Source organism: Terriglobus roseus (assembly GCF_900102185.1).
GTDB lineage: Bacteria > Acidobacteriota > Terriglobia > Terriglobales > Acidobacteriaceae > Terriglobus > Terriglobus roseus_A.
The window spans coordinates 3,037,896-3,059,858 of record NZ_LT629690.1; the positions used below are offsets into that span (position 1 = coordinate 3,037,896).

Genomic DNA, 21,963 nt, shown 5'->3' on the forward strand with positions numbered 1-21,963 from the left:
GCCACTAATGCACCGTCACCTGATTGAATCCCAAGCCGCGCAACAGGCTTTCCATGCCCAACCTCGCATTCGCCCTCGCCGTGTCGAGAATGCCGTCATTCGAAGCTGCCTGCAGAATCTGCGTCTCCGCCATCTTCTGCGTATTCATCTCCAGGCTCGGGTCCGCCTGCACCAGCAGCCCGGTCGTCCGCGCAAACACCTTCGTCTTCGACGTATCAATCTTCGTTGTGAAGATCTGCGAAGGAGGCAGGTCCACCGTTACCGACCGCCCATCCACCTTCACCTGCTCCGGTTTCAACTGCGACAGATCAACCCCGGCAATCACCTGCCCATGCACCACCAGGATCAGCCGGTCGCCAAACAGCAGGTCCGGCAACACCGTATTTTGGTGCTTACCCTCAACCACCGTATCCACGGAGTAGCTCACCGTCTCCAGCCGGTTCAGCCGCTGAATCTGATTCACCACATCCGGCGCGCTGGTATTAAACGTCTCGCGACCACCCAGCAGATAACTCGCCACCTTACCGGCAGCATCGTTGTTGCCAACGTGACGCAGCAGCCACACTGCGCCCGCACCACCCAGCACAAAGAAGATCAGCAGCCCCAGCAGAACCGCGCCCACGCGGCTCCTGGGCTTCTCTTTGTATGCAATCCGCTGTTCCCGCGCCACTTGGTACTGGCGCCACCGTTCCTCATCCACTACAGGTTCGTCTGCCATAGTTAGTACGATGCGCGGCGCAAAACCGCGCTGCCTCCCTGCACGATAAAAGGACTATAAGAAGACGGCTCATACCGGAAAGCAAAACAGGGACCCTATCTCCGTACAACTCCCTGACCATTTGCTATAGCCAGTTCTCATTGGGCTATACGAGAATGGATAAGCTCCTCATCAACAAATGAGTGTCAAAGACACCACAGCAAAACGTTCCAGACCTGCCGTATTTGAGACGACTATCTCCCATAAATGAATCCTCGGTAACAAGTTTTCATCATTCCGTATAGATAGCCGTAATCTCATGAACGTCGGAGCGCATCTGAGCGAGGAAAATTCGCGTATTCGGGCATGGCTTTCCAAAGCGCCGCCCATTCTGCTTTGGTCCTGCATCATTGTTCTATTCGTAGGATCGGTAGTCCCGTATGTCCTCTCCGCCTCAACTGCGTTTTGGTGGTGCAGGATACTGCTGACTGCAGAAAGCCTCGCCGCCGCGTATTTCTGCTTCCGCAGATTCCTCACCTCAGACAACGCTGGACGATGCCTCTGGATGTGCCTCGTCATCGCGGCTTCCATCCGCTCCTGCGCTCTGGTTCTTGAAGCCGTAGAAGAAAAGATATGGAAGGTCCCTTCTCATTTCACCCATCCGTCCGACCTTCTTTTCTTCGCATGGCTCCTGCCGCTCGTGTTGTTACTGAGCGTTCCAACAGAAAGCGAAAAGGATCGTTTTTTCTATTGGGCAAGTGCCATCCAGATTGGATTGTTATTAGTTCTTTTTTCTTATTTCGCCTTTGGCGGCTTCCGATTCCTCCGGCCACAAACAGAATTGAATTCCGGCAATAAGGCCTTCATCGCCTTCCTGGCAGCCAAGTTCGTCATTGCGATAGCCGCTGGCTTACGTTGGTGGAGCAAACCACGTTCAGCATCGGTGCGACAGTTCTTTGCGGTGGCATTTATTGCAACATCCGTCTATGCCGTAACCAGTCTGACTTACAACCTGATCGCGATTTTTCATCCGCACGCTTCGCTGCATTGGACATGGTTGTTATCTCTTGCGGAACTGACGCTCATCTTTCTCGCCGTGCACCTTCCACCCGCCCATCACAACGATTCGCGTTCTTCAACGCAGGATCTACTGGTCTCTGTTTTGGATCACGGTGCGCCCGTTGCTTTGCCTATCGCGGCCGGAGTCATGAGCGTACTGATTGCCCCCGCCTACTTCTTCGTTTCGTTAGCGGCTACCAGTATTTCCTTGGGCGTCTTCGCAATCCAGACCATTCGCGTGCAGGTTCGTTATCGCGAGAGTCAATCGAGCATGGCGGCGCTCCACACGCAGCTTCAAGACCTCGCACTGACTGACCCGCTCACTGGAATCGGAAACCGACGAGGCTATGACATCCACCTCGTTCAGGCATGGGAATGGGCAATTCAGTCAACGCGCTCATTCGCCCTGCTCGTGATCGACATCGATCACTTCAAGATATTGAATGACCTCTTCGGGCACCACGAAGGCGACTTATGCTTGCGCGCTGTGTCGCATGTCCTGGTCTCCGTCTCGCGCAATAAGCGCGACTACATATCAAGATACGGCGGTGAAGAATTCGCATTCATACTGCATGACGTCGATGCAGACAAAGCCGAAAAAGTAGCGACACGCATCTGCCGCGCCATTGAAGCATTGCAATTCAGAAATAAGACACCCATAGGAGATATCGTCACCGTCAGTATCGGTATCGCAGCCTCATGCGATGCCAACTCTCCCACCGAGTTATTCCAACTGGCCGATGCAGCTCTCTATCAAGCGAAGTCAACCGGAAGAAATCGCGTCTCCAAATCCAAAAGCCGTCTCCAAATCGTCCCGCTCCCAGAAGCCGGACAAGGCGTGAGCTCTGGTTACCATTTGCATTAAACCAACGAAGCCTCAGCCGATTTTCGCTGTCCGCGCCACCACAGCAACATCGCGACGCAAGGCACATACAGCAACACCGGCGCAAGCCAGATAGCACCTGGATACTGCGGAATCCGCGTCCGCGCCAAAGAATACAAACTGGAAGCCACCACCGGCCCACCCACTGCAATCAGGCTGTTCAGGCTCGTCAACACCCCCTGCAACTCACCCTGACGAGACTCATCTACACTGCGCGACAACATTGACTGCACCGAAGGCAACGCAATCCCACCCAGGCACAGCAGCGGAAGAATCGAGAACGCAGCCAGCGTCGTTGAAGCGATGGAGTACAACCCATAACCCACCGTATCCGCCACAATGCCAGCAAGCATGCTGCCTCGTTCTCCCACCCAACGCTGAAAACGTTCCGGCAGTATCGATTGAAAGATCGCATGCAGCAGTCCGAACACGGCAAACGACACCCCCACTACAAATGGCGTCCATCCAAACCGGCTGTTGCCATAGATCACCCACAGCACCGATGGCACCTGTCCCACCATGTCCATGGTGCAAAACACATACAGCATGGGCGCAATGCCGTGCAGACGAAACACGTTGCGCAACGAAGCAAACGGATTCAACTGCGCCAGCGTGATCCGCTTCGCATCCGTCACCTTCCTTGACTCCGGCAACACAAACACCGCCAACACCGCGCCCACAATGTTCAAAGCAGCCGCCAGAAAAAACGGTGCACGCAACGAATACATGCCTGCAATGCCGCCCAACACCGGCCCGGCAATGAAGCCCACACCAAAGCAGGCATTCATCTTGCCGAACGCACCAGAACGTTCTTCTTCCGGCGTAATGTCCGCCAGGTAAGCATTGGCAACGGTAAGGTTCGCACCGGAAAAACCAGCAAGGATACGCGCCGCATACAGGACCCACAGCGTCGGCGCCAAGCCCATCATCAGGTCGTCAAACGCAGTGCCTAACAGGGATAGAAGCAGCACCGGCCTGCGTCCAAAACGATCGCTCAACGCACCCAGCACAGGCGAAGCAAAGAACATACTCAACGCATACGCGGACAGCAGGTAGCCATATCCACGGGCAGGATCACCCACGCCGTGCATCAGCACACGCAGCAGTTCGGGCAAAGTAGGAAACACAATGCCGATGCCCATGGCATCCAGAACAACAACAAAGAAGATAAGAAGGCGGGCTCGCGCCATAAAGAAAAACTCCACACTCACTGCAAACAACGTGGTCGCCGCAATCTGCGGCAGCATGCACCATGTACGCGCTTAGGAACGCGCAGTGCAGTTACTTCACGGTTTGGGTGGAGATCCTCATCGGTGCGTCACAACAATCCGGAAAGCCGGACCAAGTGTGACGATACCACATCATTTCCGCGCGAACGGGCATTTATGGGCAAAAAAACGGCCCTCCGGGAGGAGGGCCAATCTGCCTTGGTTCTCTCTGCTTTGGAGAGGTTGCTTGGCGAGCGATTCTTGCAAACCACTCAGCCAATCTTTTGAGCTACCGGATGTCGTTCCGTTCCGGCTGCTGAACTTGTCGGCGAAAGGATCCCTTTCGCAAATCTTTGGTTGCCTGCTCTGGGTAACTCTGGGCGCCGTATGCGTGGCTGCGTATACGACGCCCGGTTTTCCCCGGAGGAGGGAAAGTTACTGAAGCGATCCGCTACCGGCAGTTCCGGCCACGTTGTTATTCGGAGCACCCGTGGATGAAACTGCGGGGCTATCCATGCTCGCCAGGCTGTTGTGCAGCAGCGTGACACGCACGCCGTTGGATACAGTCTGCTCACCGTCAGCAGTGGAGGCCTTAGCCTTGCCCATGCCCGAGCGGTAGATGCGATAGATCGGAACCTGCTTCTCCGTTACGAGGTAGCGAACCACCGAGTCGGCCATTGCGGTCGAGGTCTGAACACCACCGCGGCTGTAACCCTGCACTTCGATGATGTAGCCCTTCTCGCTGGCCAGCTTGTCGGCCATCTCGTCCAGATCAGCCTTGCCCTTCGGTCCCAGTGCGGTGCGGCCCTTGGCGAATGCCACCGGGGTCGATTCCACAGTCTGGTACTGGTCCAGGTTCTGAACCGTTCCGTGCAGAGCATCGGTCTTGGTCGAAGCAGTCGTTGCGGTCGTGTTCGCCTGGTCAGCGCGGGTGCCGGCTTCGGTGGCGTGCTGGTCGGCCAGTGCAGCCGAATCGCTTGCCTTCTTGATGCCTGCGGTAGCGCGAGCGTCTACGTCGCGAATGTCATTAGCGTTCTTCGCCTGAAGCTGATCCAGCTCGTTCACACGGTCCTTGACCGGATCCATCTGGCGTTTTACCCACTTCTTGCGGGCCAGGGGGTTCATATGACCCCAGAAACCTTCCTTCGACTGCATCTGCAGAGGCTGGCCGGTTGAGTAACTGGAGTTATCGGCAGCATCCTGCTTAGCTGCAGGAGCAGCCTGGGTTTGAGTAGCAGCTGCCTGTGCCTGGTCGGTCGAATTCTGCGCGTAAGAAGGCGCAGCAAGAACTCCTGTCAGTAGCAGTGCCGAAACCGACAGGGTCGCAGTCTTCATCAGATCATTCCGCTTCTTCATAGTGTGTTGCTCCTTCCGGGGGAACGCTGCAGTAATGTCTGCAACGCTGTTACGCCAGATACAAGAGCAGGCAACATGCCAAACCACACCAAATCCGTAACACCTTTAATTACTTTGGCTTAAGAAAAGGTGAGTATTAATGTCCGATCAATTCACGGAATTTTCTTCCCTCTCGGAAAGAAGAATCTCACCAAATTCTGCCCACTGCCATCGCTCCATAAGCAGCACGTTAAAAGTGGTAAATCTCTTGCACACTGCGTATTTACCCCAGAAATTCGCCCATCCTGGGCGCCCCGAAGCTACCGATGTCTGATAACTTCCATCCCTAAGCGATTCAGGCGAGTACGAGCTATAGCCTCTGAAAGCACGCAATCAGGCCGGCGTTCCTTCGATGACACTAACCAAGCGACGCAGCCAGATCCGCAAAGCAATCCTGCGCAATCAATTTGTAGTGCACCTTGTTCCGCGATTTCACCATGCCCAGCGTCACCGAGTCGCAAAAGGTCAGGTCGCTGTCGCCCAGGCTCGGCACACTCTCGTCGGTTGCCAGCACTTCCTGCAGAACATGCTTCTTCCCGATCGCGGAAGCGAAAAAGCTCTTCGCAGTCCGAAGCACCCCTTCACTCACCGATACCAGCGAGACGATCGACGGATGCTCCAGCCGGTTGATCCGGTCGATATGCTCCACCGCAGAGGAATACACCACGCCAAGCGGCGGGCGCGCCGAAGAGACAAATGGCTTCATCGCCTCCACGTAATGATTCGCAACGAAAACCTGCGCTCCAATGGCAAGTCCCGGCTCTCTGGCAAACGTGTCATAAGAACAGCCATGCGCAGGCCAGCCTAACTCATCCTGCAACTCCCGCCGGATAATCTCTCGCAACCCGGCCTCCTGCTCCACCACCAGCAAATGATCCGGAGGCTCTGCCAGCAACCGTTCGCGCACGCGTAGCCGCAACGCCTGCAGGTCATACCCCATGCGGCGCGCCCGTTGAATGCTGTAGTTGATCAGATCATCCAGATCCTGCGACCCTGCCGCCGGCCGGACCAGAGCCTTACCCACCACCAGCCGGCTGCCCGGACGCCGTGTGACCCAACCGCGGCGAACCAGTTCCTGATACGCCTCGCTCACCGTGTTGTGATGAACCTTGCTCAGCCTGCCTAAAGCACGCACGCTCGGCAGCTCATCGCCCGCATGCAACTGTCCTGTCGTTATGAGTAAGACAATCTGATCGGCAACTTGCTGTCGTAGTGGCACATCGCTGTCTTTACTCAACACCAGTTGCATCGTTCCCTTGTTCCCCATTCATGGTGCAGTGTGACAGTTCAGGAAAGCGTCACCCGCATAGTAGCTGACACGAAACCCACGCAACTAGTCTCCGACACAGCACAGTTTCAGGTCGAGGAGTGAACGTGGAATCCTTCGTAGTCATCGTCGCAGCCGCATTCTTGCTGTTCATCGTGATGGTCATCTGGGCAATCTCCCGGATTGCAACTCTTCGCGGCACTCAGGACAAGGTCCAGCAGTTAGAGAACGAGGTGAACCGCCTCGGTCGCCACCTTGCATCGCTGGAAACTCACATCACACAAACGGCCGCCAAAGCCTCACCCCGCGAAGAGCCGGCACCCAAACCTTCTCTCTTGACGGAGACGGTCGCACCCATCAGTCCGCCACCACCACCGCGCCGCACAATCACACCACCGCTCTCAGCCCCAATAGCACCACAGCGGCCGACACCACCGCCGCCTGTAAGAGTTCCCCAACCGCAACCAGTGCGATTGGAAACGCCCGCCGCAGAGCCAATCCCCTCCCCAAAGCGCTCCATCTCGCTGGAAGAGCGCCTCGGCCAGAACTGGCTGAACAAACTCGGCATCGTCACCCTCGTCACAGGTCTGGCTCTGCTGCTCGGCTATCAACTGCGCACACTCGGCCCTCTTGGCAAGAGCATCATGGGCATCCTGCTCTCCGTCGCAATTCTGGCCACCGGCCTTCTGCTCGAACGCCGTGAGCGCTACCGCATCTTCGCCCGTGCTGCCATCGGCGGCGGATGGGCCTTGCTGTTCTTCGTTACATTCGCCCTCTTCCATATCCCTGCCATGCAGGTGTTGCACTCACAGGCAATCGATCTTGTGCTGATGCTCACCGTCGCCACCGCAATGGTTCTCCACTCGCTGCGCTACCGTTCGCAGGTCGTCACCAGCCTCGCATTCCTGTTAGGTTTCTTCACCGTCGCCATCAGCCATGTCACCGTCTTCAGTCTTGTCGCAGGAGCCATCCTGGCTGCGGGATTAGTCGCTGTCGCCTTCCGTGAACGCTGGTTTGTCATGGTGCTTGGCGGACTCACTGCTGTCTATCTAACGCACTTCATCTGGCTGCAGCGCGTTTTACCAGATGGCGCACAACCCGGCCACACCTTCCCGCAATTCCTTCCCAGCGCAGCTCTGCTGCTCTTCTACTGGCTGTTGTTCCGCGCCTTTTACATCCTCCGCGTTCCCGACAACGAACGCGACCGCGCATGCGCAACCATCAATGTCCTGCTCAACTCCGCGGGCCTGCTCACGTTGCTCAAGTACCAGTCCTCACATCCGGAATGGGCTTTCTACGGCCTGCTGGCTCTTGGCGCCGCGGAACTCGTCATGGCATTCCTCGCACGTCGCCGTCATCACGACGCGTTCGTCACTCTGTCCTGCATCGGATCGCTCTTCCTGTTAGCTTCCATTCCCTTCCACTTCGCGGGTGCCAGCTGGCCGCTGGCGTGGCTGCTGGAAGCGGAGATGCTCTTCATCACCGGCCTTGCATTGCGTGAAACCGTATTCCGCCGTCTGGGTTTGCTGTCGGCCTTCGCTGCCATCGGCCAACTCTTCGTTCAGTGCGCTGCGCCCATCTTTGAAGCGCGACAGTTAGCTCCAGACGCAAACCACCATGCCGCTCTCGCAATGGTCTTCGGCTGTGCCGCATTCGTCACTTGGTTCAACGCAGAATATGCAGTTCGCCGTTGGCCCAGCGTCTCTCAACACAACATCGACCGCAACGCACTGCGCGTTCTGAGTTACCTTGCAACACTCTGCGCAGCCGTTGCCCTGTGGATGCCTCTCGCAGGAGCATGGACAATCCTGTCGTGGCTCGCACTGACTCTGAGCCTTGCGCTCGTGGCAGATCGTCTGCGCTCCGCAGATCTCGCTCAACAATCTGAGTTGCTGGGTCTGGCCACATTGGCACGCATGGCCATCATCAACTTCGCGCAGTGGAGCCACTTCAGCCACACCACCAACACGCTGATCCTGCTCTCCTCTTCCGCATTGCTTTACCTGCACATGCGTCGTCGTCAACCATCGCATCTTGTGCAGTTGTCGCAAATCGAAGCGGTCTACGCATGGCCTGCAACCACGCTGCTGGCAACGTTAGCGTGGTACGCACTTCAGCCTGCTGCCATCGGCATCGCATGGTGCGTGCTGGGAGTCACTCTGCTGGAGCTAGGCCTTGCCACACGCAAAGCCTTCTTCCGCCAACAGGGATTCGTCTTGCTCACAGCAAGCTTCGTACGCCTGTTCTTCATCAACATCGCTTTGGCTCCCGCGCCACGCGCTTACACCATGCTCCCATTGGCTGCCATCTTCGCGTATGTCTACCAGCGCATGTACAGCCGTGAGCAACAAAACCCGACAGACCGCATGGCCGGGGAAGCTCATGCATGGTTCGCCCTCACAACCGTTGCAACACTGCTCTACGTCACCCTGCGTCCAGAATGGGTCTCTATCGGTGGCGCACTGCTCGCGGTAACGCTGCTTGCACTCGCTCGTATGCTTCGTCGTCCACTCTTTACTGCGCAGGCCATAACCATGATCCTGCTCACAGCAGCACGCACATTAGCCTTCAACATCATCTCCGCAGAGCCGTTATCAGCACACGGAACAGAAGGCCGCATCTTCACCGTAGGAATAACCTGCGCACTCCTGTTCGCTGCACTGCCCATTGCGTTCTCGTTGCGCAAACAGCAAGCAGAAGCCTCCACAGAACAACCTGCATGGATGCAACCCATGCATCATCCGGAGCAGCTCTTCTTCTTCGCTCCGCTCACCTTGCTCTTCGCGTGGATTCCCATGCAACTGCGTGCAGGCATGATCACCGTCGGCTGGAGCACCCTCGGCCTGCTCACCTTCCTGGTCGCGCTTGCTGTGAAAGAGCGCAGCTTCCGGCTCGCTGGTCTCGGCGTGCTTCTCGTGGGACTGGGCAAGATCGTCGTCATCGACATCTGGAATGCTGCCCCCATGGACCGTTACATCACGCTGATTGTTATGGGCGCGGCCCTGCTGCTGGTCTCGTTCCTCTACTCCCGCTACCGCGAAACAATTCTGGAGCTGCTATGAGACGGTACGTTGTACTGGCATTCATTGCAGTCGCCGCAATCGCATCCATAGCGCTGGTGCAGCATCAGCAGATCAACACCCAGCCCAGTGCAGGAACATTGCTCACCGCCACTGCCGATGCGCAACACGAACTCACCCGCGTACCGGCAACGTTGGATCGCATGACAGACGCAGACGAGATAACCCTCGGCAATGCATTGGCAGCACGCACCGCGGCATCACACCACGTCACGGGAGACAATTCCTCCCGTGATGCTGCGGTGGAGGCATACCTCCAAACAGTAGGTTCGCGCGTTGCATCACACGCCCGCCGCAAACTGCCGTGGACCTTCCATTACATCTCGTCACCCACCTTCGTGAATGGCTTTGCATTGCCGGGGGGCCATGTCTTCGTCGGCGAAGGTTTATTGCAACAAATGCAAAGCGAAGACGCACTCGCAGCCGTACTCGGTCACGAAATCGAACACGTCGACCTCAGTCACTGCGCTGAACGTGCACAAACCCAGGCCACGCTTCACCAACTTGGATCACTCGGCGACATCATCGGTATTCCGGTCGAACTCTTTATGGCCGGATACACCAAGCAACAGGAACTCGAAGCAGATCGTGACGGTACCACCTTAGCCGTCGATGCTGGCTATAGCTACACCGGCATCCTGCAACTCTTCACAGCCTTCGCAAGGATGGAACCTAAGCAAAACACAACGAAGGCCGCAAATCCCATCGACGAAGCAGCACATCTCTCGTTTTCAACACTTACCGGCTATTTCGCATCCCACCCGCCCAGTACCCAGCGGATTGCATACATCCAGGAACAAGCAAAAGCACAGGGATGGAAGCCCCAGCCCGTCCAACCGCTGCACCACACAAATCGCTCGCCAGGATGAACGCTGTCAAGCCCCCAAACCACTCAACCCCAACAAACCAAAAGAAATAGAGTTGGCATGGTATTTCCGCCAAATAGCTAAAATAGAAGCAAAGGCAAAAGGGCCGCGCAGCAGCGCGGCCCTAACTTCTTTAGAAAGACGATTTTGCCTCTAACTCCAATGGGCAGACGATTTTAGCGCCATTCAAAACGTAAACCCAATAGAAAGACGATTTTAGAAAACAGGGGGGAGGGGGGTACCCCTACCGCAGCTCCGCATGGGTAATCGTAATCACCGGCGGCTGAACGTCCCAGTTCGCTGGAACCGATTCAAAGATCAGCCGGAAGTCCCGATGGTCGCCCGGCTTGATCGGATCGGCGGAAACCATCTGGAGGTCCACGTAAGGCACGCGCGTCCGGACAAGCATCAGCGGTGTGGTCTCACGATGCGGCTGTGTTCCATCCGTCGTAGCAAAACTCACCTGCGCCGTTGCCGCTGTGAGGGTCTTGCTGGTGTTGTTGGTGATGGTCCCATCCAGATAGGTCGACTTGCCGCCCGCACCGTTGGTCGCCTCAGACATGGAACGGTCGCTGATCGGCAGTGAAGCCGCATTCGCATCCGCGGGCAGCGCCGCCCCCGTGTTCACCGGCGTCCGCCGCAGCGTCGCCACAGCAGCAATCACGATCAGAAGCACGACAGCGCTAGCCGCAATCAACCATGTCTTGGTAGAAACGGTGCTTTCTGGTTCCGCACTCGTAAGGAAAGGCGTATGCTTCTGCTCATCTTCCATCGCTTGGAGTCTACTACGCAGATTCCTCTATAGGGATTTATCACCAGGTAACACCGCTTATGGCAAAGTGACCATAAGCAACATTGTCCGACTTGTCTCTGTGTCTGTGCCGCTTGTAAGCGGCACAACCTCTCCCCCGGAGAACCGGCCATGCATACCGTGACGACCACCCACGACTGGACATACCGCATAGCAGCCTGCGGCTGCGGCCTGCTGTTTCTATGGGTTCTGTTCTTCTAGTTTGAGGTTTTGTCTGCTCAAGGCTCGACGCGCTATCCAGCAAAGCTCAGACGAATGAGGCGCGCTTTACCTTCTGCCGGAAGTCTTCACCCTGCATCTCAACCGTCGTACACATCTCCATCAACCGTGAGCGCATACGTTCTCCGATGCGATCTCCCAGCGTCTCCTCGCGTGTGACGTAACGAGCGGAAGGAGCAATCTCCTCCGAAGCCACACCACGCGGCGGAAGGTTCGGATAGTTCGTGGTGATGATCGTAGTCCGCTTGTCGTTGTAGCGGGTGTTCAGGATGTGCGCGACCGTGTCCCAAACCCAATCGGTCGGCTTGGACGCACCAATCTCATCCAGCACCAGCACTTCCGCCTCAAACACCGGCGCAAGCACTTCCAGCTCCGTCGACGCAACGCGTGGGTTGTAGCTGTTCTGCACCTGCTTCAGCAACTCACGGTAGTCGTAGAACAGTCCAGTTGCACCGCGCTCTTCCACCAGAGCCTGCAACACACCCACAGCAAGATGCGTCTTGCCCACACCGATCGCGCCGGTCAGCAGCAGACCGCTGCCATCGTTCACCAGCGGATAGCCATCCACAAACTGCCGCGCACGACGCAGCGCCGCCTGCAAGGAGCGATGAGCACCATCACCGAAGTTGGGTTCGTAGGAATCCAGCGTGCAGTGTTCATACCGACGTGGAATACGGGCCAAGTTCAACACCCGCCGTGTACGCCGTTGCGCACGGCACACACAAGGCACAGCCGACCGGCGTCCCTGCGCATCCTCTACGATGCGCATGCCCTGACCGTCGCAGTAGATGCAAACCGGCTCTGACTCTGTACCGAAACCGACCTGATCTACCGTTGCCATGGGAATACGTCTCTTCCCTAACGGTAAACGATGCGGCTGCGAAGAGGTAGCTGTGGATGTCTGAGGAGAAGTGCGCCGCTGCTGTGGGCAACGGCGCACTGGATGGGATGGAAGGTTACTGCACGACTGCTACAGCGTCGCCCTTGACGGGTTCGGCTGCGTTGCACACCATCGGCACGGCGCCATCGGCAGGCTTGCACTCTTGGTAAGCCACGACTTCCCCCTTGTGGTCGACACACGTGGTGGAGGTAGCCGCGTTGGCACGTTTGGTCCAGCTCTTAGCCACACCCAGGCACGCACGCACCTGCGGGAGCTTGGCCTTCAGCATGGTGGCGTCACCCACCACCTGGAAGTCCATCGGGTAGGGGAACTTGTCCGGCTTGGCCACGACGGAGTTCACACGGATGACGGCTGTAACGTCATGGTGCTCCGGCGGCGGCATATTGGTGCTGGGAGAGACGAACCCCGGTGCCAGCCCCGTACACCCTGCCTCCACCTGCGCCTGAGTGGTCGGCTGACCGCTGGCGTCCATGTTGGCGCACGGGTGGGTGGCACTGGTCTTGTTCTGGGTACCCGGTGGCGTGACCATCCCGTTAGCGCTAGTCTGCGCCCCTGCCACCCCCATGGATAACGCCATCCCTAAAGCAATGCTGCACGATACTGCATTCATTTTGTGGCTCCCCCTTACGGCGCGTGATTCTAACTCTCTTTATGGAGAGTCGAATAGCGGGTATCGAGTTGTCTACGGAAGAAACTACCGTTTTGCCGGGAACAATTTGCTCCGCTACACCCGGCCATTGCTCAAGTGCGGGAACCACGGTAAAATAGTCAAAGCGCCCGTTTTTAACAGGTCAGCGCATGGAACCTCGATGCCGCGTGAACACACCGCAGGCAAGCGAACCGCGACTGGGCGACCATCTTCAGAGAGTTGAGTATTCGCAATGCCGAAGCAGGGAATTCACCCGAACTACGTCGCGACCACCGTTAAGTGCGCCTGCGGCAACAGCTTTGAGACGAAGTCCACCCACAAGGGCGACATCTTCCTCGAAATCTGCAACGTCTGCCACCCGTTCTACACAGGCAAGAACAAGGTCATCGACACGGCCGGCCGTATCGAGCGCTTCAAGCGCAAGTTCGCCAAGAGCGACGCCGCTACCGCTGCCAAGTAAACCCGCAGTAAGCACCAACCTGGGGAGCCTCCGGTCCGCCGGAGGCTCTTTCCATGAGCACACGATGAAGAAGGACTGGTACAACTACGCCGCCGCTGTCGCCGATCATGCTCCGCGTGAAACGGGACTGCCTGTGCCTGCCGAATTCACCATCGGCAATGTGCGCATTGCGCCTGCGACTGTGCTCGCCCCCATGGCTGGTATCACTGATACCGTCTTCCGTCGCTTCATCAAGAACGCTTCTCTGTTTTCGTCTTCCAGCGACAGCACCAATGTCGATCAGGCTCTGAGCAATCAGCAGTCTGGTTGCGGCCTCATCATGACGGAGTTCACCTCCGCCGATGGCCTCTCGCGTATGCGCGAGGTCAAGCGCAAGCGCTACCTGACCTATTACGACGATGAACACCCCATCTCCGCGCAGATCTTCGGATCAAATCCAGAAACGCTCGCAGACTCCGCACGTATCTGCCAGGACGCCGGCTTTGACATTGTCGATCTGAACCTTGGCTGCCCTGCCAAACGCGTTGTTGCATGCAACGGCGGCAGTGGTTTGCTGCGCGATCTGCCTTTGATTGAAACCATCTTCAAGCGCGTGCGTAGTGCGGTGTCGATTCCCTTCACCGTCAAGTTCCGCATGGGCTGGAACGATCACCAGCTTGTCTGCGTGCCGCTGGCAAAGATGGCTGAGGACTGCGGTCTGAACGCCGTCGCACTCCACGCTCGCACACGCGAACAGGGTTATACGGGCAATGCGCGTTGGGAGTACATCGCTGCAGTGAAGGATGCTGTAAAGATTCCCGTTATCGGCAATGGTGACGTGCGCACTCCGGAAGACGCCGCAAACATGATTGCTGCGACTGGTTGCGATGCAGTAATGATCGGTCGCGCCGCGCCTGCAAATCCGTGGATCTTCCGCCAGATCGCACAATATACCGCGACCAAGGTGGCCACTGGCACGGGCACCTACACAGTGGCTACCGAGCAAGATCGCTATCGCATGATCCGCACCTACTTCACTATGCTCTTCGAAGAGTTGGAGCAGGAGCATCCGGAAATCGACTTCACACCTTTGCCCACGGAGAGCATGACACCGGCAGAGTTATCGGCTTACAACCACGAGCGCAACAAGGTTCGCGATCGCGAAAGCGCCCGCCGTGACGTCATCGGGAAGATGAAGCAATTCGCAAGCTGGTTTACCCACGGCGTTCCGGGCGGAGCCACGCTGCGCCGCAGTATCTTCGAGAGCAAACAGGCTGAACAGGTCATGGATGCAGTCGATCGCTTCTTCGCGATGGACCCGGCCCAGCGTTTGCAAAGCACCGCTGATCTGCAACCAGCCGCCTTCGCTGACTTCCAGGACAGCTAGTTCTCCGCCGACACCTACACTGATCGATCTGAAGAATTCATTCGGGATTGTCGCCATAGCCTCGCAGGATGCTCTTGTCATGCAGGCACGTGAGATAGACCTGTTTATTACCTGGCCCTTCTTCCGAACAACTGTCAATCAGCGAATAACGTACCTTTATTTCCTGCCGCAGACACTGCAACGCCTTCTGTGTGACTGGCGCAGATACATTACACACGCCGGGCAATTTTTGTAGCCATGCACGTTGATCTTCCAGCAAGATGGGCTGATAGTGGCTCGCCTTCAATGAAGCCATTGTGCGGCTGTAGATGCGAGACAAGATCACATCCTCTTCACCCAACTCAGCGTCAGAACAGATCGCACGCTCCAAAGGAGTAGAGGCTTTCTTGCAATCAAAGCTCGCCTGCAACTCCGGGGCAGAACGTCGTGCGGGATTCGTCGCATATGCTTTCGCAACATCCGCCGCGCAGAGCGCCGCGAAAGAAATGTACATCGTTCCCATCTGCAACTCTTCCGTCTTCCAGCAGATCTGCATCTCCTGCACATAGCGCCGCTTCGCCGATGTGGAAAGCTGCTTCAGAAACGTAGCTTCACACTTCTTCACAACGATGGAGGAGAACCCTGAATCCGCGCTAGATCCCCATGCACAATCCTTCATCATGACGGCGGCTTTCTCACAGGTCGGTGCAGCCTTAAGGTGCGCCTCTAACTGCTCAGCATCGCTACAAGATTCCTGCGCACGCATGCCCAGAGCGAACAGCAAAAGACCGGCCAGACAAACCAACCTCGTCATCGAAAGAACCTCTTCCGGATACTTCTATCACTCCGCGAAAGCAAACACGCAAAACGGTGGCCTCTAGGGCCGCCGTCTCAGCACACGTTCGCTTACTGCTTCGCGAGATCCAGATCGATTGTCAGCTTCACATCAGTACCAATAACCGAAGCCGGATAGCTCGGAGCCAGACCGAATGCAAGGCGATCGACCGTGGTCGTCGCCGAGAAACCGATGTGCTGCTTCTTATCCAGGCCGGTCACAGGACCGTTCGGACCGTCGACGGTGAGCACTACAGGCTTGGTGACGCCGTGTACCGTCAGGTTGCCATTGATGACGAGGCCGTCCTTACTCTTCTTGATGGACGTGCTCGTGAACTCGCCAGTGGGATACTTCGCAGTGTCGAAGAAATGGTCGCTCTTCAGGTCGTCATCACGCATGCTGTTCTGCGTATCAACAGACTTCACATCAATGGCGATGTTCACCCTCGACTTGGTGATGTCCTTCTCATCAAACGTCACCTCACCGCCAGAGACAGCGAAATGGCCGCGCACCTTGGAGATTGCGAGGTGCAGAATGGAAAAATCCACGCCACTATGAGCGGTATCAGGCTTCCAAGTGGAAGACTGCGCGGGCGCGAGCGGAGAAAGCAGCAAAGCTGCTGCGAGAGCGAGAGTTGTGCGACGGATCATTAGATCAAATTCCTCTTTCAGTTCAGTCCGTGGCGCAGTTTCGACCATCGCCACAATATCCTTCTATGTCGAAATAGATGGTTCATTCTTCATTCGGATTCATTCGATATAAAACTTTTATTTCTTCTGGTATTCGTCGCTGCTTCGTCCGCGCTTTGCGATCATCAAATGTGATGATGAGCCGTTCGAAAATTCCCTTCCAAAACACCTATGCGCGACTGCCTGAGAACTTCTACGGCCGGGCGAACCCAGCGCAGGTGGCGTCGCCGCGCCTGATCCGTTTTAACGAAGGGCTGGCAAAAGAGCTCAATATCGTCCCTGGTGACGACATTGCTGAAATCTTCTCTGGGAACCGCCTCGCTGATGGCTCAGAGCCGCTTGCGATGGCTTATGCCGGTCATCAGTTCGCCACCTTCGTTCCCTCGCTTGGTGATGGCCGCGCCAACCTTCTCGGCGAAGTCAATGGGAAGGACATCCACCTGAAGGGTTCAGGACGCACTCCGTTCTCGCGGCGTGGCGATGGCAAAGCGGCGCTGGGTCCTGTGTTGCGTGAATACATTCTTAGCGAAGCAATGTATGCGCTTGGTGTGCCCACTACTCGTGCACTTGCTGCCGTTATTACCGGCGAAAAGGTTATGCGTGAAGAGATTATGCCCGGCGCTGTGTTCACTCGCGTCGCGTCGAGTCATATTCGCGTGGGGACGTTTCAATATTTCGCTGCACGCCAAGACAATGATTCTGTTCGCATCCTTGCGGATTACGTGATTGATCGACACTATCCCGAAGCAAAAGAAACTTCGAAGAAGTACAAGTCGATGCTTCAAGGCATTGTGGATAGACAGGCAAAGCTCATTGCAAAGTGGATGGACTTTGGCTTCATTCACGGCGTGATTAACACGGATAATACTGCCATCAGCGGCGAAACCATCGACTACGGCCCGTGTGCCTTCATGGAGCAGTATCATCCCGCCACAGTGTTCTCTTCCATCGATCGCAATGGCCGCTACGCATATCAGAATCAGCCTGCGATTATGATATGGAATCTATCTCGATTGGCTGAATGCCTGTTGCCGTTGCTGCAGGAAGAGGAAGGCAGCGAACAAGGCGCATTGGACGCTGCCTATGAAGTACTGAATTCCTTTCAAACGACCTTTGAAAAAGCCCACGTCAACGGACTGCGGAATAAGTTAGGACTGGCAACTGAACATGCCGAAGACCTGGACCTTGCAGCCGACTTGCTGCTACGCATGGCAGCCAATCAGGCAGACTTCACGCTCACGTTTCGTCGTCTTGCAGATGTTCTGGAAAAGCACGAAGACTATCCTGCTGCCTCCTTGTTTCGCGATCCATCTGCTTTTACGGAATGGTCGCAGCGGTGGCAGACTCGCATCGCACAAGAGAATCGAACGATTGAAGATCGCATTGCATCCATGCGCGCTGCGAGTCCCATCTACATTCCGCGCAACCATCTTGTGCAGGAAGTGATTGACGCCGCGGTACAGCGCGATGACTTTACTCCATTTGAACGTCTTCTGGAAGTAACATCGCAGCCCTTTGAAGAGCGCGAGAGATTAGAGCATTACGCTGTACCAGCGAAACCGGAAGAGCGTGTGCTGCAGACCTTCTGCGGCACATAAGTTCTGCCTAACGTTCTGACATAAGTGCCGACATGCTGATGCTTCCATCCGTGTGAAGAAGATAGCGCACTGCGCCCATTGTGTCCGTTCGTGCGGTCTTCACATGCGCTGCCTGAAGCCGTTGCAACACAGGCATGCGCGGATGGCCGAATGGATTTCCCCTGCCGCACGAAATTACCGCGCACTGCGGCTGTACCTGCTCCAAAAGCTTTTCGCTGGTAGAGGTATTGCTACCGTGATGGCCCACTTTCAATAGCGTGGATGGCGGCAAGCCACGAGCTAACATTTCCTCTTCGGTGTCGCGCTCCGCGTCGCCTGCTATCAATATCGACGCTTTTCCATACCCTAAGCGAAGGACTAACGAATCATCATTCTGCGGTTCGTTCCCGTTCTTATATCCTGCGCGCGGACTCTCCGCAATAATACTCATGCTTCCAAGCTGTGCAACATCTCCTGCATGCATACGGCGAACGGCGATGTTATTCGCTTTTGCTTCTTCGATCAGGCCTCGCAGCAGAGGCGATGCCGCATCCACACTGATCCACAACTCTTGCGGATGAAAATTGCGGAGAATAGCCAATGCTCCTCCGATATGATCGCTATGCGCGTGCGTAATGACTAGTACGTCAATCCTGCGAATATTTTGTCGCCACAACATAGGCGATACGATCTCTTCACCGATATCAAAGTTGGACGATGCATTTTGTGTTCGGGAGCCCATCGGACCTCCTGCATCGATCACCATGATTTGACCTTCGGGCGTCGTCACGAACTCAGAATCTCCTTGCCCCACATCAATTGATGTGAAGGACAATGCGTCGTGCGCGAATACCGGGCGCGATGGAAATACGAGAATGACAGCCGCTGCAATGGCGAGAACACATCCGATCCATGCAGGCTTGCGTCGGTGCTCGTGCAACAGGAATATCGCGAGTAGCCATAGCAAACATGCTGCAGCAACGCATGCCGGAAGAGGCGACGGAACTCGCATATCCGCACCGTGAAATGCATTCAGCGTACGCACCACATAACCGATGCCATGCAGACTTAGCGCAGTCATCGCTGCTGGAATCAGCGCAAGCAGAGGATGCAGAAGGGACAGCACAAAAGTCCCAATGGCGCACCCCATAACAAATCCGATCAACGGGAGCGCAAGCAAATTTGCAGGGGCAGCGAATGGCGTCAGACGATGGAAATACACCATCATTGGCAACATCATCACCGACTCCGCCATAAGTATGCCCAGGATTGCCTCGAGAGCAAGCAGGCACATACGCAAAGTCCATGCAGGCGCACGTTGAACGATGGGCATGTCGTATCGCTTCGGTAGCCATCCCGTGAATAACCGACCAGATACACGGCAACTGACGCGAAGCTGAGCCAGGTACGGCGCGTAATGCACATCCAGGAGGATGCTCTCGATGTTTTTCAACGCATTGGCGCATGGACCGATCGTGCGCGATACAAGGGGCACGGCGATGCCGCCTACCGCAAACACAGAAAGCGCCGTCATCTGCAGGCTTGCTTCAAACAGTGAATCTGGATTGAGAAATAACATCCCGAGGATGGCGACGCCAAGAGCATTCATTACCTGCCGATCTCGATCGAGAACCATTGCGAGCAGATAAATGGCGGACATGAACAACGCGCGTCGCACTGGTTGCCCAAAGCCAGTCAGCACCGCGTATCCACTCACGAGAACAAGCGTAATGAGCGCTGCACCCCAAGGTACCATCCGAAGCCGTAGAAAGAACTGATATAGCACGGCCATCAGGATTGCGATGTGAACTCCAGCAACCACGAAAAGATGAAAGGAACCCGTTCGTTCAAACGCTATGCGAACATTGCGCTGCAGCGCAGTCCTGTCCCCGAAGAGCATGGCGCGTAGCATCGATGCATCCGTTGCATTCCACTGCATGACATGCGGGAGATATCTCATCCATGGGGAAACGGTTAGAGCACCAATGCGATTCGACGACCAATGCTGAGCGCGCTGGAACCAGCATGAAAGCGGTATAGAAGGCGCAGGCAGTATGCGTAGCTGCTTCACATCTGCAGTAGCCGCTATCGTAATACCTTCGTTCTGTAGCTGATCTGCATAATTCCACACGCCCGGATCACGATAACGATCCTGCGGACGCATGCGAAGCGTAAGTTCTACATGAGTGCCACACGGAAGGTAAGGCACCGCTTGCGTGACATCGCGTGATCCAAGCGTTGCCTGGATGCCGCCACTCACGGGACGCATCACAGCAATGTCGGGTGTGATCTCTTCGGCTCGTAAGGCCTTCAGCTGCAAAACTTCACGTACGTTTCCTTCAGCCTCTTCGTCTTCCCATTCGCTGTCATCCAGCTTCGATGCAGCCGTCGTGGAAAGCATACGGGAATCTGTAACCACCGCTTCCACTTTCCGCTGTAGCGCGTCAGCGTATGGAATCAAAGACGCATCCTGCGGAGACGGCCGTAATAGCGCCGTCGCCCATCCCAATGCGATAAAGGCGATAGCAGTTGCGGGCCATGCCATGCGCGGAGCCTTTGCTACAGTCCATATCGCAACGGCAAGAAGAAGAACACATGTGAGCACGACGTGCGCTGCTGGTTGCCACCAATGTTGGAAAAGAATGCCAAACGCAAAACATCCCGCAATCATCAGCGCGGGATTACTGTGAAGACGCAGTGGCTGCACATCGCTGAAATGCGCGGGGTGAGTATAGACCTCACCGAAAAGCATGTTGCGTGCACCTTTGACACGCTCCATTGCCGCACTGTGCATTGGTTTCGTGCCTTGGTCTGTCACTCGGTCTCGCGTCGAAACACGGCTATGGTTTCGGTGTGGAATGTCTGCGGGAACAGATCCAGAAGATGAAACTCCGAGAAAGCATAACCGCCTTCTAGCAACGTCTTTGCGTCGCGCGCGAATGTCTCTGCATCGCAGGAAACATACACAATTTCGTGTGGACGCATTCGCAGAAGCGAACGCAATGCGGGCATGGAAACACCGGCGCGTGGCGGATCCATTACAACAAGATCGGGTGTCACAGACGCACGCGCCAGGAAATCCTGGACCGTGGCATGCGCGACACGGTGCTGCGGATATGCCGCAAGATGCGAAGCCAAATCAGATACTGCTGGCTCACCAATCTCCACTGCGATTTCCTGCTCATAACGCATTGCCAGGGGGACCGAGAAGAGTCCCGCGCCAGCAAACAAATCCAGAACAAGATGACCGCTGCGATGATCCACCACGACCTTCACCATCTCGGAGGTGAGGAAACGATTTACCTGGAAGAAAGCGTTGCGTGTGATGCGATAGGTGTTCTCCGCAACGTGATAAGTCAGCTGCGACTCGCCCCAGCGGGCGATTTCAATGCGCTGTGTGGCCTGCACGCGTTTGGACCGTGTCTTGTCGGGTGCAGCCGCGGAGAGACCACCTCCAACGAGCTGAGGGAATTCATTGCGCACCGTATCGCAGAGAAGACGAAGTTGCGGAGGTGCGTTACGACTTACTTCCGTCACCATGGCATCGGTATGCATGGATAGTTGCACGATCTTCTCTTCACTGTCGGTGAAGAGCTCCATCGCAACCACGCCTTCCGGCCACTGAAGCTTTCCTTCACGGACAAGGTCCCGCATCCGCAACGCCATGCGGATCAAAAGAGGTGAAGCGATCGGACACTCATCAATCGCAAGGAAATCATTGCTACCGCGTCGGCTATAACCGATGTTGTCAGCGTAAACACGCAGTCGGATGCGATTGCGGTATTCCCATGGTTGGGCGCTATGTACTTCGACTGCGGGAACAGAAGGAATACCCGATGCATGCAGAACATCGATCAACATTGCCTGTTTGGCTATGAGCTGATGTTCGTACGGAACGTCCTGCAACTGGCATCCACCACACTGGCCAAAATGCGGACAGAGAGCCGCTACACGTTGCGGCATGGTTCCGGTGATGGAGAGCAGCTTCTGTTCTGGTGCGACCTGTGCTGCGTGTCTCATCG

At 56.2% G+C, this 21,963-nt stretch carries 17 protein-coding genes; 6 read left to right on the forward strand and 11 right to left on the reverse strand.

Translation table 11 applies throughout. The features are described from left to right. Window positions 1–4 precede the first annotated feature (4 nt). Window positions 5–718: a DUF4230 domain-containing protein gene (locus BLT38_RS12675; RefSeq protein WP_083345507.1), complete on the reverse strand. Its 714-nt coding sequence runs from the start codon at window positions 716–718 to the stop codon at window positions 5–7. Window positions 719–1,016: 298 nt separating this feature from the next. On the opposite strand from BLT38_RS12675, the gene BLT38_RS12680 reads away from it, so the two are divergent. Then, window positions 1,017–2,621 (forward strand): sensor domain-containing diguanylate cyclase, encoded by a 1,605-nt coding sequence (locus BLT38_RS12680; protein WP_083345508.1) that lies wholly within the window; start codon window positions 1,017–1,019, stop codon window positions 2,619–2,621. Here BLT38_RS12680 and BLT38_RS12685 read toward each other — a convergent pair. From BLT38_RS12685 to BLT38_RS12695, 3 genes are all read right to left on the reverse strand, one after another. Beyond that, window positions 2,618–3,886: a TCR/Tet family MFS transporter gene (locus BLT38_RS12685; RefSeq protein ID WP_083345509.1), complete on the reverse strand. Its 1,269-nt coding sequence runs from the start codon at window positions 3,884–3,886 to the stop codon at window positions 2,618–2,620. The genes BLT38_RS12680 and BLT38_RS12685 overlap by 4 nt on opposite strands. A 396-nt stretch (window positions 3,887–4,282) precedes the next feature. Continuing rightward, on the reverse strand, window positions 4,283–5,203 hold the full coding sequence (locus BLT38_RS12690) for an OmpA family protein (protein ID WP_083345510.1): 921 nt from the start codon (window positions 5,201–5,203) through the stop codon (window positions 4,283–4,285). Window positions 5,204–5,600: 397 nt separating this feature from the next. Further along, window positions 5,601–6,491: a GntR family transcriptional regulator gene (locus tag BLT38_RS12695; RefSeq protein WP_172838267.1), complete on the reverse strand. Its 891-nt coding sequence runs from the start codon at window positions 6,489–6,491 to the stop codon at window positions 5,601–5,603. A 125-nt stretch (window positions 6,492–6,616) separates the two neighbouring features. Here BLT38_RS12695 and BLT38_RS12700 point away from each other — a divergent pair, with 125 nt between their 5' ends. Both BLT38_RS12700 and BLT38_RS12705 read left to right on the forward strand, forming a co-directional pair. After that, the gene (locus BLT38_RS12700) at window positions 6,617–9,571 is read left to right on the forward strand and encodes a DUF2339 domain-containing protein (RefSeq protein WP_156785117.1); all 2,955 of its coding nucleotides are present in this window, start codon (window positions 6,617–6,619) and stop codon (window positions 9,569–9,571) included. After that, window positions 9,568–10,458 carry a M48 family metalloprotease gene (locus BLT38_RS12705; protein WP_083345513.1) on the forward strand — a complete coding sequence of 297 codons (891 nt, stop codon included), beginning with the start codon at window positions 9,568–9,570 and terminating at the stop codon, window positions 10,456–10,458. The genes BLT38_RS12700 and BLT38_RS12705 overlap by 4 nt, the downstream gene beginning before the upstream one ends. Before the next feature lie 241 nt (window positions 10,459–10,699). On the opposite strand, the gene BLT38_RS12710 is transcribed toward BLT38_RS12705, so the two are convergent. From BLT38_RS12710 to BLT38_RS12720, 3 genes are all read right to left on the reverse strand, one after another. Further along, a complete protein-coding gene (locus BLT38_RS12710; RefSeq protein WP_083345514.1) occupies window positions 10,700–11,227 on the reverse strand; it encodes a DUF2393 family protein in 528 nt (175 codons plus the stop codon). Window positions 11,228–11,513: 286 nt separating this feature from the next. After that, window positions 11,514–12,326, reverse strand: a complete 813-nt coding sequence (locus BLT38_RS12715) for an ATP-binding protein (RefSeq protein ID WP_083345515.1) — start codon at window positions 12,324–12,326, stop codon at window positions 11,514–11,516. 115 nt (window positions 12,327–12,441) lie between these two features. After that, complete coding sequence (locus tag BLT38_RS12720) at window positions 12,442–12,996, reverse strand: hypothetical protein (protein WP_156785118.1); 555 nt, start codon at window positions 12,994–12,996, stop codon at window positions 12,442–12,444. 271 nt (window positions 12,997–13,267) lie between these two features. Between BLT38_RS12720 and rpmE the strand changes: the two genes are divergently transcribed. Together rpmE and BLT38_RS12730 are read left to right on the forward strand one after the other, a co-directional pair. Then, the gene (gene rpmE, locus BLT38_RS12725; RefSeq protein ID WP_083345517.1) at window positions 13,268–13,495 is read left to right on the forward strand and encodes a 50S ribosomal protein L31; all 228 of its coding nucleotides are present in this window, start codon (window positions 13,268–13,270) and stop codon (window positions 13,493–13,495) included. Window positions 13,496–13,559: 64 nt separating this feature from the next. Next, window positions 13,560–14,861, forward strand: coding sequence for a tRNA dihydrouridine synthase (locus tag BLT38_RS12730; RefSeq protein ID WP_083345518.1), 1,302 nt, complete (start codon window positions 13,560–13,562; stop codon window positions 14,859–14,861). 37 nt (window positions 14,862–14,898) lie between these two features. Here BLT38_RS12730 and BLT38_RS12735 read toward each other — a convergent pair whose 3' ends face one another. Both BLT38_RS12735 and BLT38_RS12740 read right to left on the reverse strand, forming a co-directional pair. Beyond that, on the reverse strand, window positions 14,899–15,654 hold the full coding sequence (locus BLT38_RS12735; protein WP_083345519.1) for a lysozyme inhibitor LprI family protein: 756 nt from the start codon (window positions 15,652–15,654) through the stop codon (window positions 14,899–14,901). Between the two features lie 92 nt (window positions 15,655–15,746). Further along, the gene (locus BLT38_RS12740; protein ID WP_172838268.1) at window positions 15,747–16,325 is read right to left on the reverse strand and encodes a YceI family protein; all 579 of its coding nucleotides are present in this window, start codon (window positions 16,323–16,325) and stop codon (window positions 15,747–15,749) included. 176 nt (window positions 16,326–16,501) lie between these two features. Here BLT38_RS12740 and BLT38_RS12745 point away from each other — a divergent pair, with 176 nt between their 5' ends. Continuing rightward, window positions 16,502–17,962 (forward strand): protein adenylyltransferase SelO, encoded by a 1,461-nt coding sequence (locus tag BLT38_RS12745; RefSeq protein WP_083347080.1) that lies wholly within the window; start codon window positions 16,502–16,504, stop codon window positions 17,960–17,962. Window positions 17,963–17,969: 7 nt separating this feature from the next. Here BLT38_RS12745 and BLT38_RS12750 read toward each other — a convergent pair whose 3' ends face one another. After that, entirely contained in the window at window positions 17,970–20,759 is a 2,790-nt protein-coding gene (locus BLT38_RS12750) for a ComEC/Rec2 family competence protein (protein WP_231966473.1), read from the reverse strand. Then, entirely contained in the window at window positions 20,756–21,961 is a 1,206-nt protein-coding gene (gene rlmD, locus BLT38_RS12755) for a 23S rRNA (uracil(1939)-C(5))-methyltransferase RlmD (RefSeq protein WP_083345522.1), read from the reverse strand. The genes BLT38_RS12750 and rlmD overlap by 4 nt, the downstream gene beginning before the upstream one ends. Between the last annotated feature and the right edge of the window lie 2 nt (window positions 21,962–21,963).

Coding starts and splice junctions, on each gene's coding strand:
- BLT38_RS12675 (WP_083345507.1), bottom strand. CDS start 718: ATGGCAGACGAACCTGTAGTGGATGAGGAACGGTGGCGCCAGTACCAA.
- BLT38_RS12680 (WP_083345508.1), top strand. CDS start 1,017: ATGAACGTCGGAGCGCATCTGAGCGAGGAAAATTCGCGTATTCGGGCA.
- BLT38_RS12685 (WP_083345509.1), bottom strand. CDS start 3,886: ATGCTGCCGCAGATTGCGGCGACCACGTTGTTTGCAGTGAGTGTGGAG.
- BLT38_RS12690 (WP_083345510.1), bottom strand. CDS start 5,203: ATGAAGAAGCGGAATGATCTGATGAAGACTGCGACCCTGTCGGTTTCG.
- BLT38_RS12695 (WP_172838267.1), bottom strand. CDS start 6,491: ATGCAACTGGTGTTGAGTAAAGACAGCGATGTGCCACTACGACAGCAA.
- BLT38_RS12705 (WP_083345513.1), top strand. CDS start 9,568: ATGAGACGGTACGTTGTACTGGCATTCATTGCAGTCGCCGCAATCGCA.
- BLT38_RS12710 (WP_083345514.1), bottom strand. CDS start 11,227: ATGGAAGATGAGCAGAAGCATACGCCTTTCCTTACGAGTGCGGAACCA.
- BLT38_RS12715 (WP_083345515.1), bottom strand. CDS start 12,326: ATGGCAACGGTAGATCAGGTCGGTTTCGGTACAGAGTCAGAGCCGGTT.
- BLT38_RS12720 (WP_156785118.1), bottom strand. CDS start 12,996: ATGAATGCAGTATCGTGCAGCATTGCTTTAGGGATGGCGTTATCCATG.
- rpmE (WP_083345517.1), top strand. CDS start 13,268: ATGCCGAAGCAGGGAATTCACCCGAACTACGTCGCGACCACCGTTAAG.
- BLT38_RS12730 (WP_083345518.1), top strand. CDS start 13,560: ATGAAGAAGGACTGGTACAACTACGCCGCCGCTGTCGCCGATCATGCT.
- BLT38_RS12735 (WP_083345519.1), bottom strand. CDS start 15,654: ATGACGAGGTTGGTTTGTCTGGCCGGTCTTTTGCTGTTCGCTCTGGGC.
- BLT38_RS12740 (WP_172838268.1), bottom strand. CDS start 16,325: ATGATCCGTCGCACAACTCTCGCTCTCGCAGCAGCTTTGCTGCTTTCT.
- BLT38_RS12745 (WP_083347080.1), top strand. CDS start 16,502: ATGAGCCGTTCGAAAATTCCCTTCCAAAACACCTATGCGCGACTGCCT.
- rlmD (WP_083345522.1), bottom strand. CDS start 21,961: ATGAGACACGCAGCACAGGTCGCACCAGAACAGAAGCTGCTCTCCATC.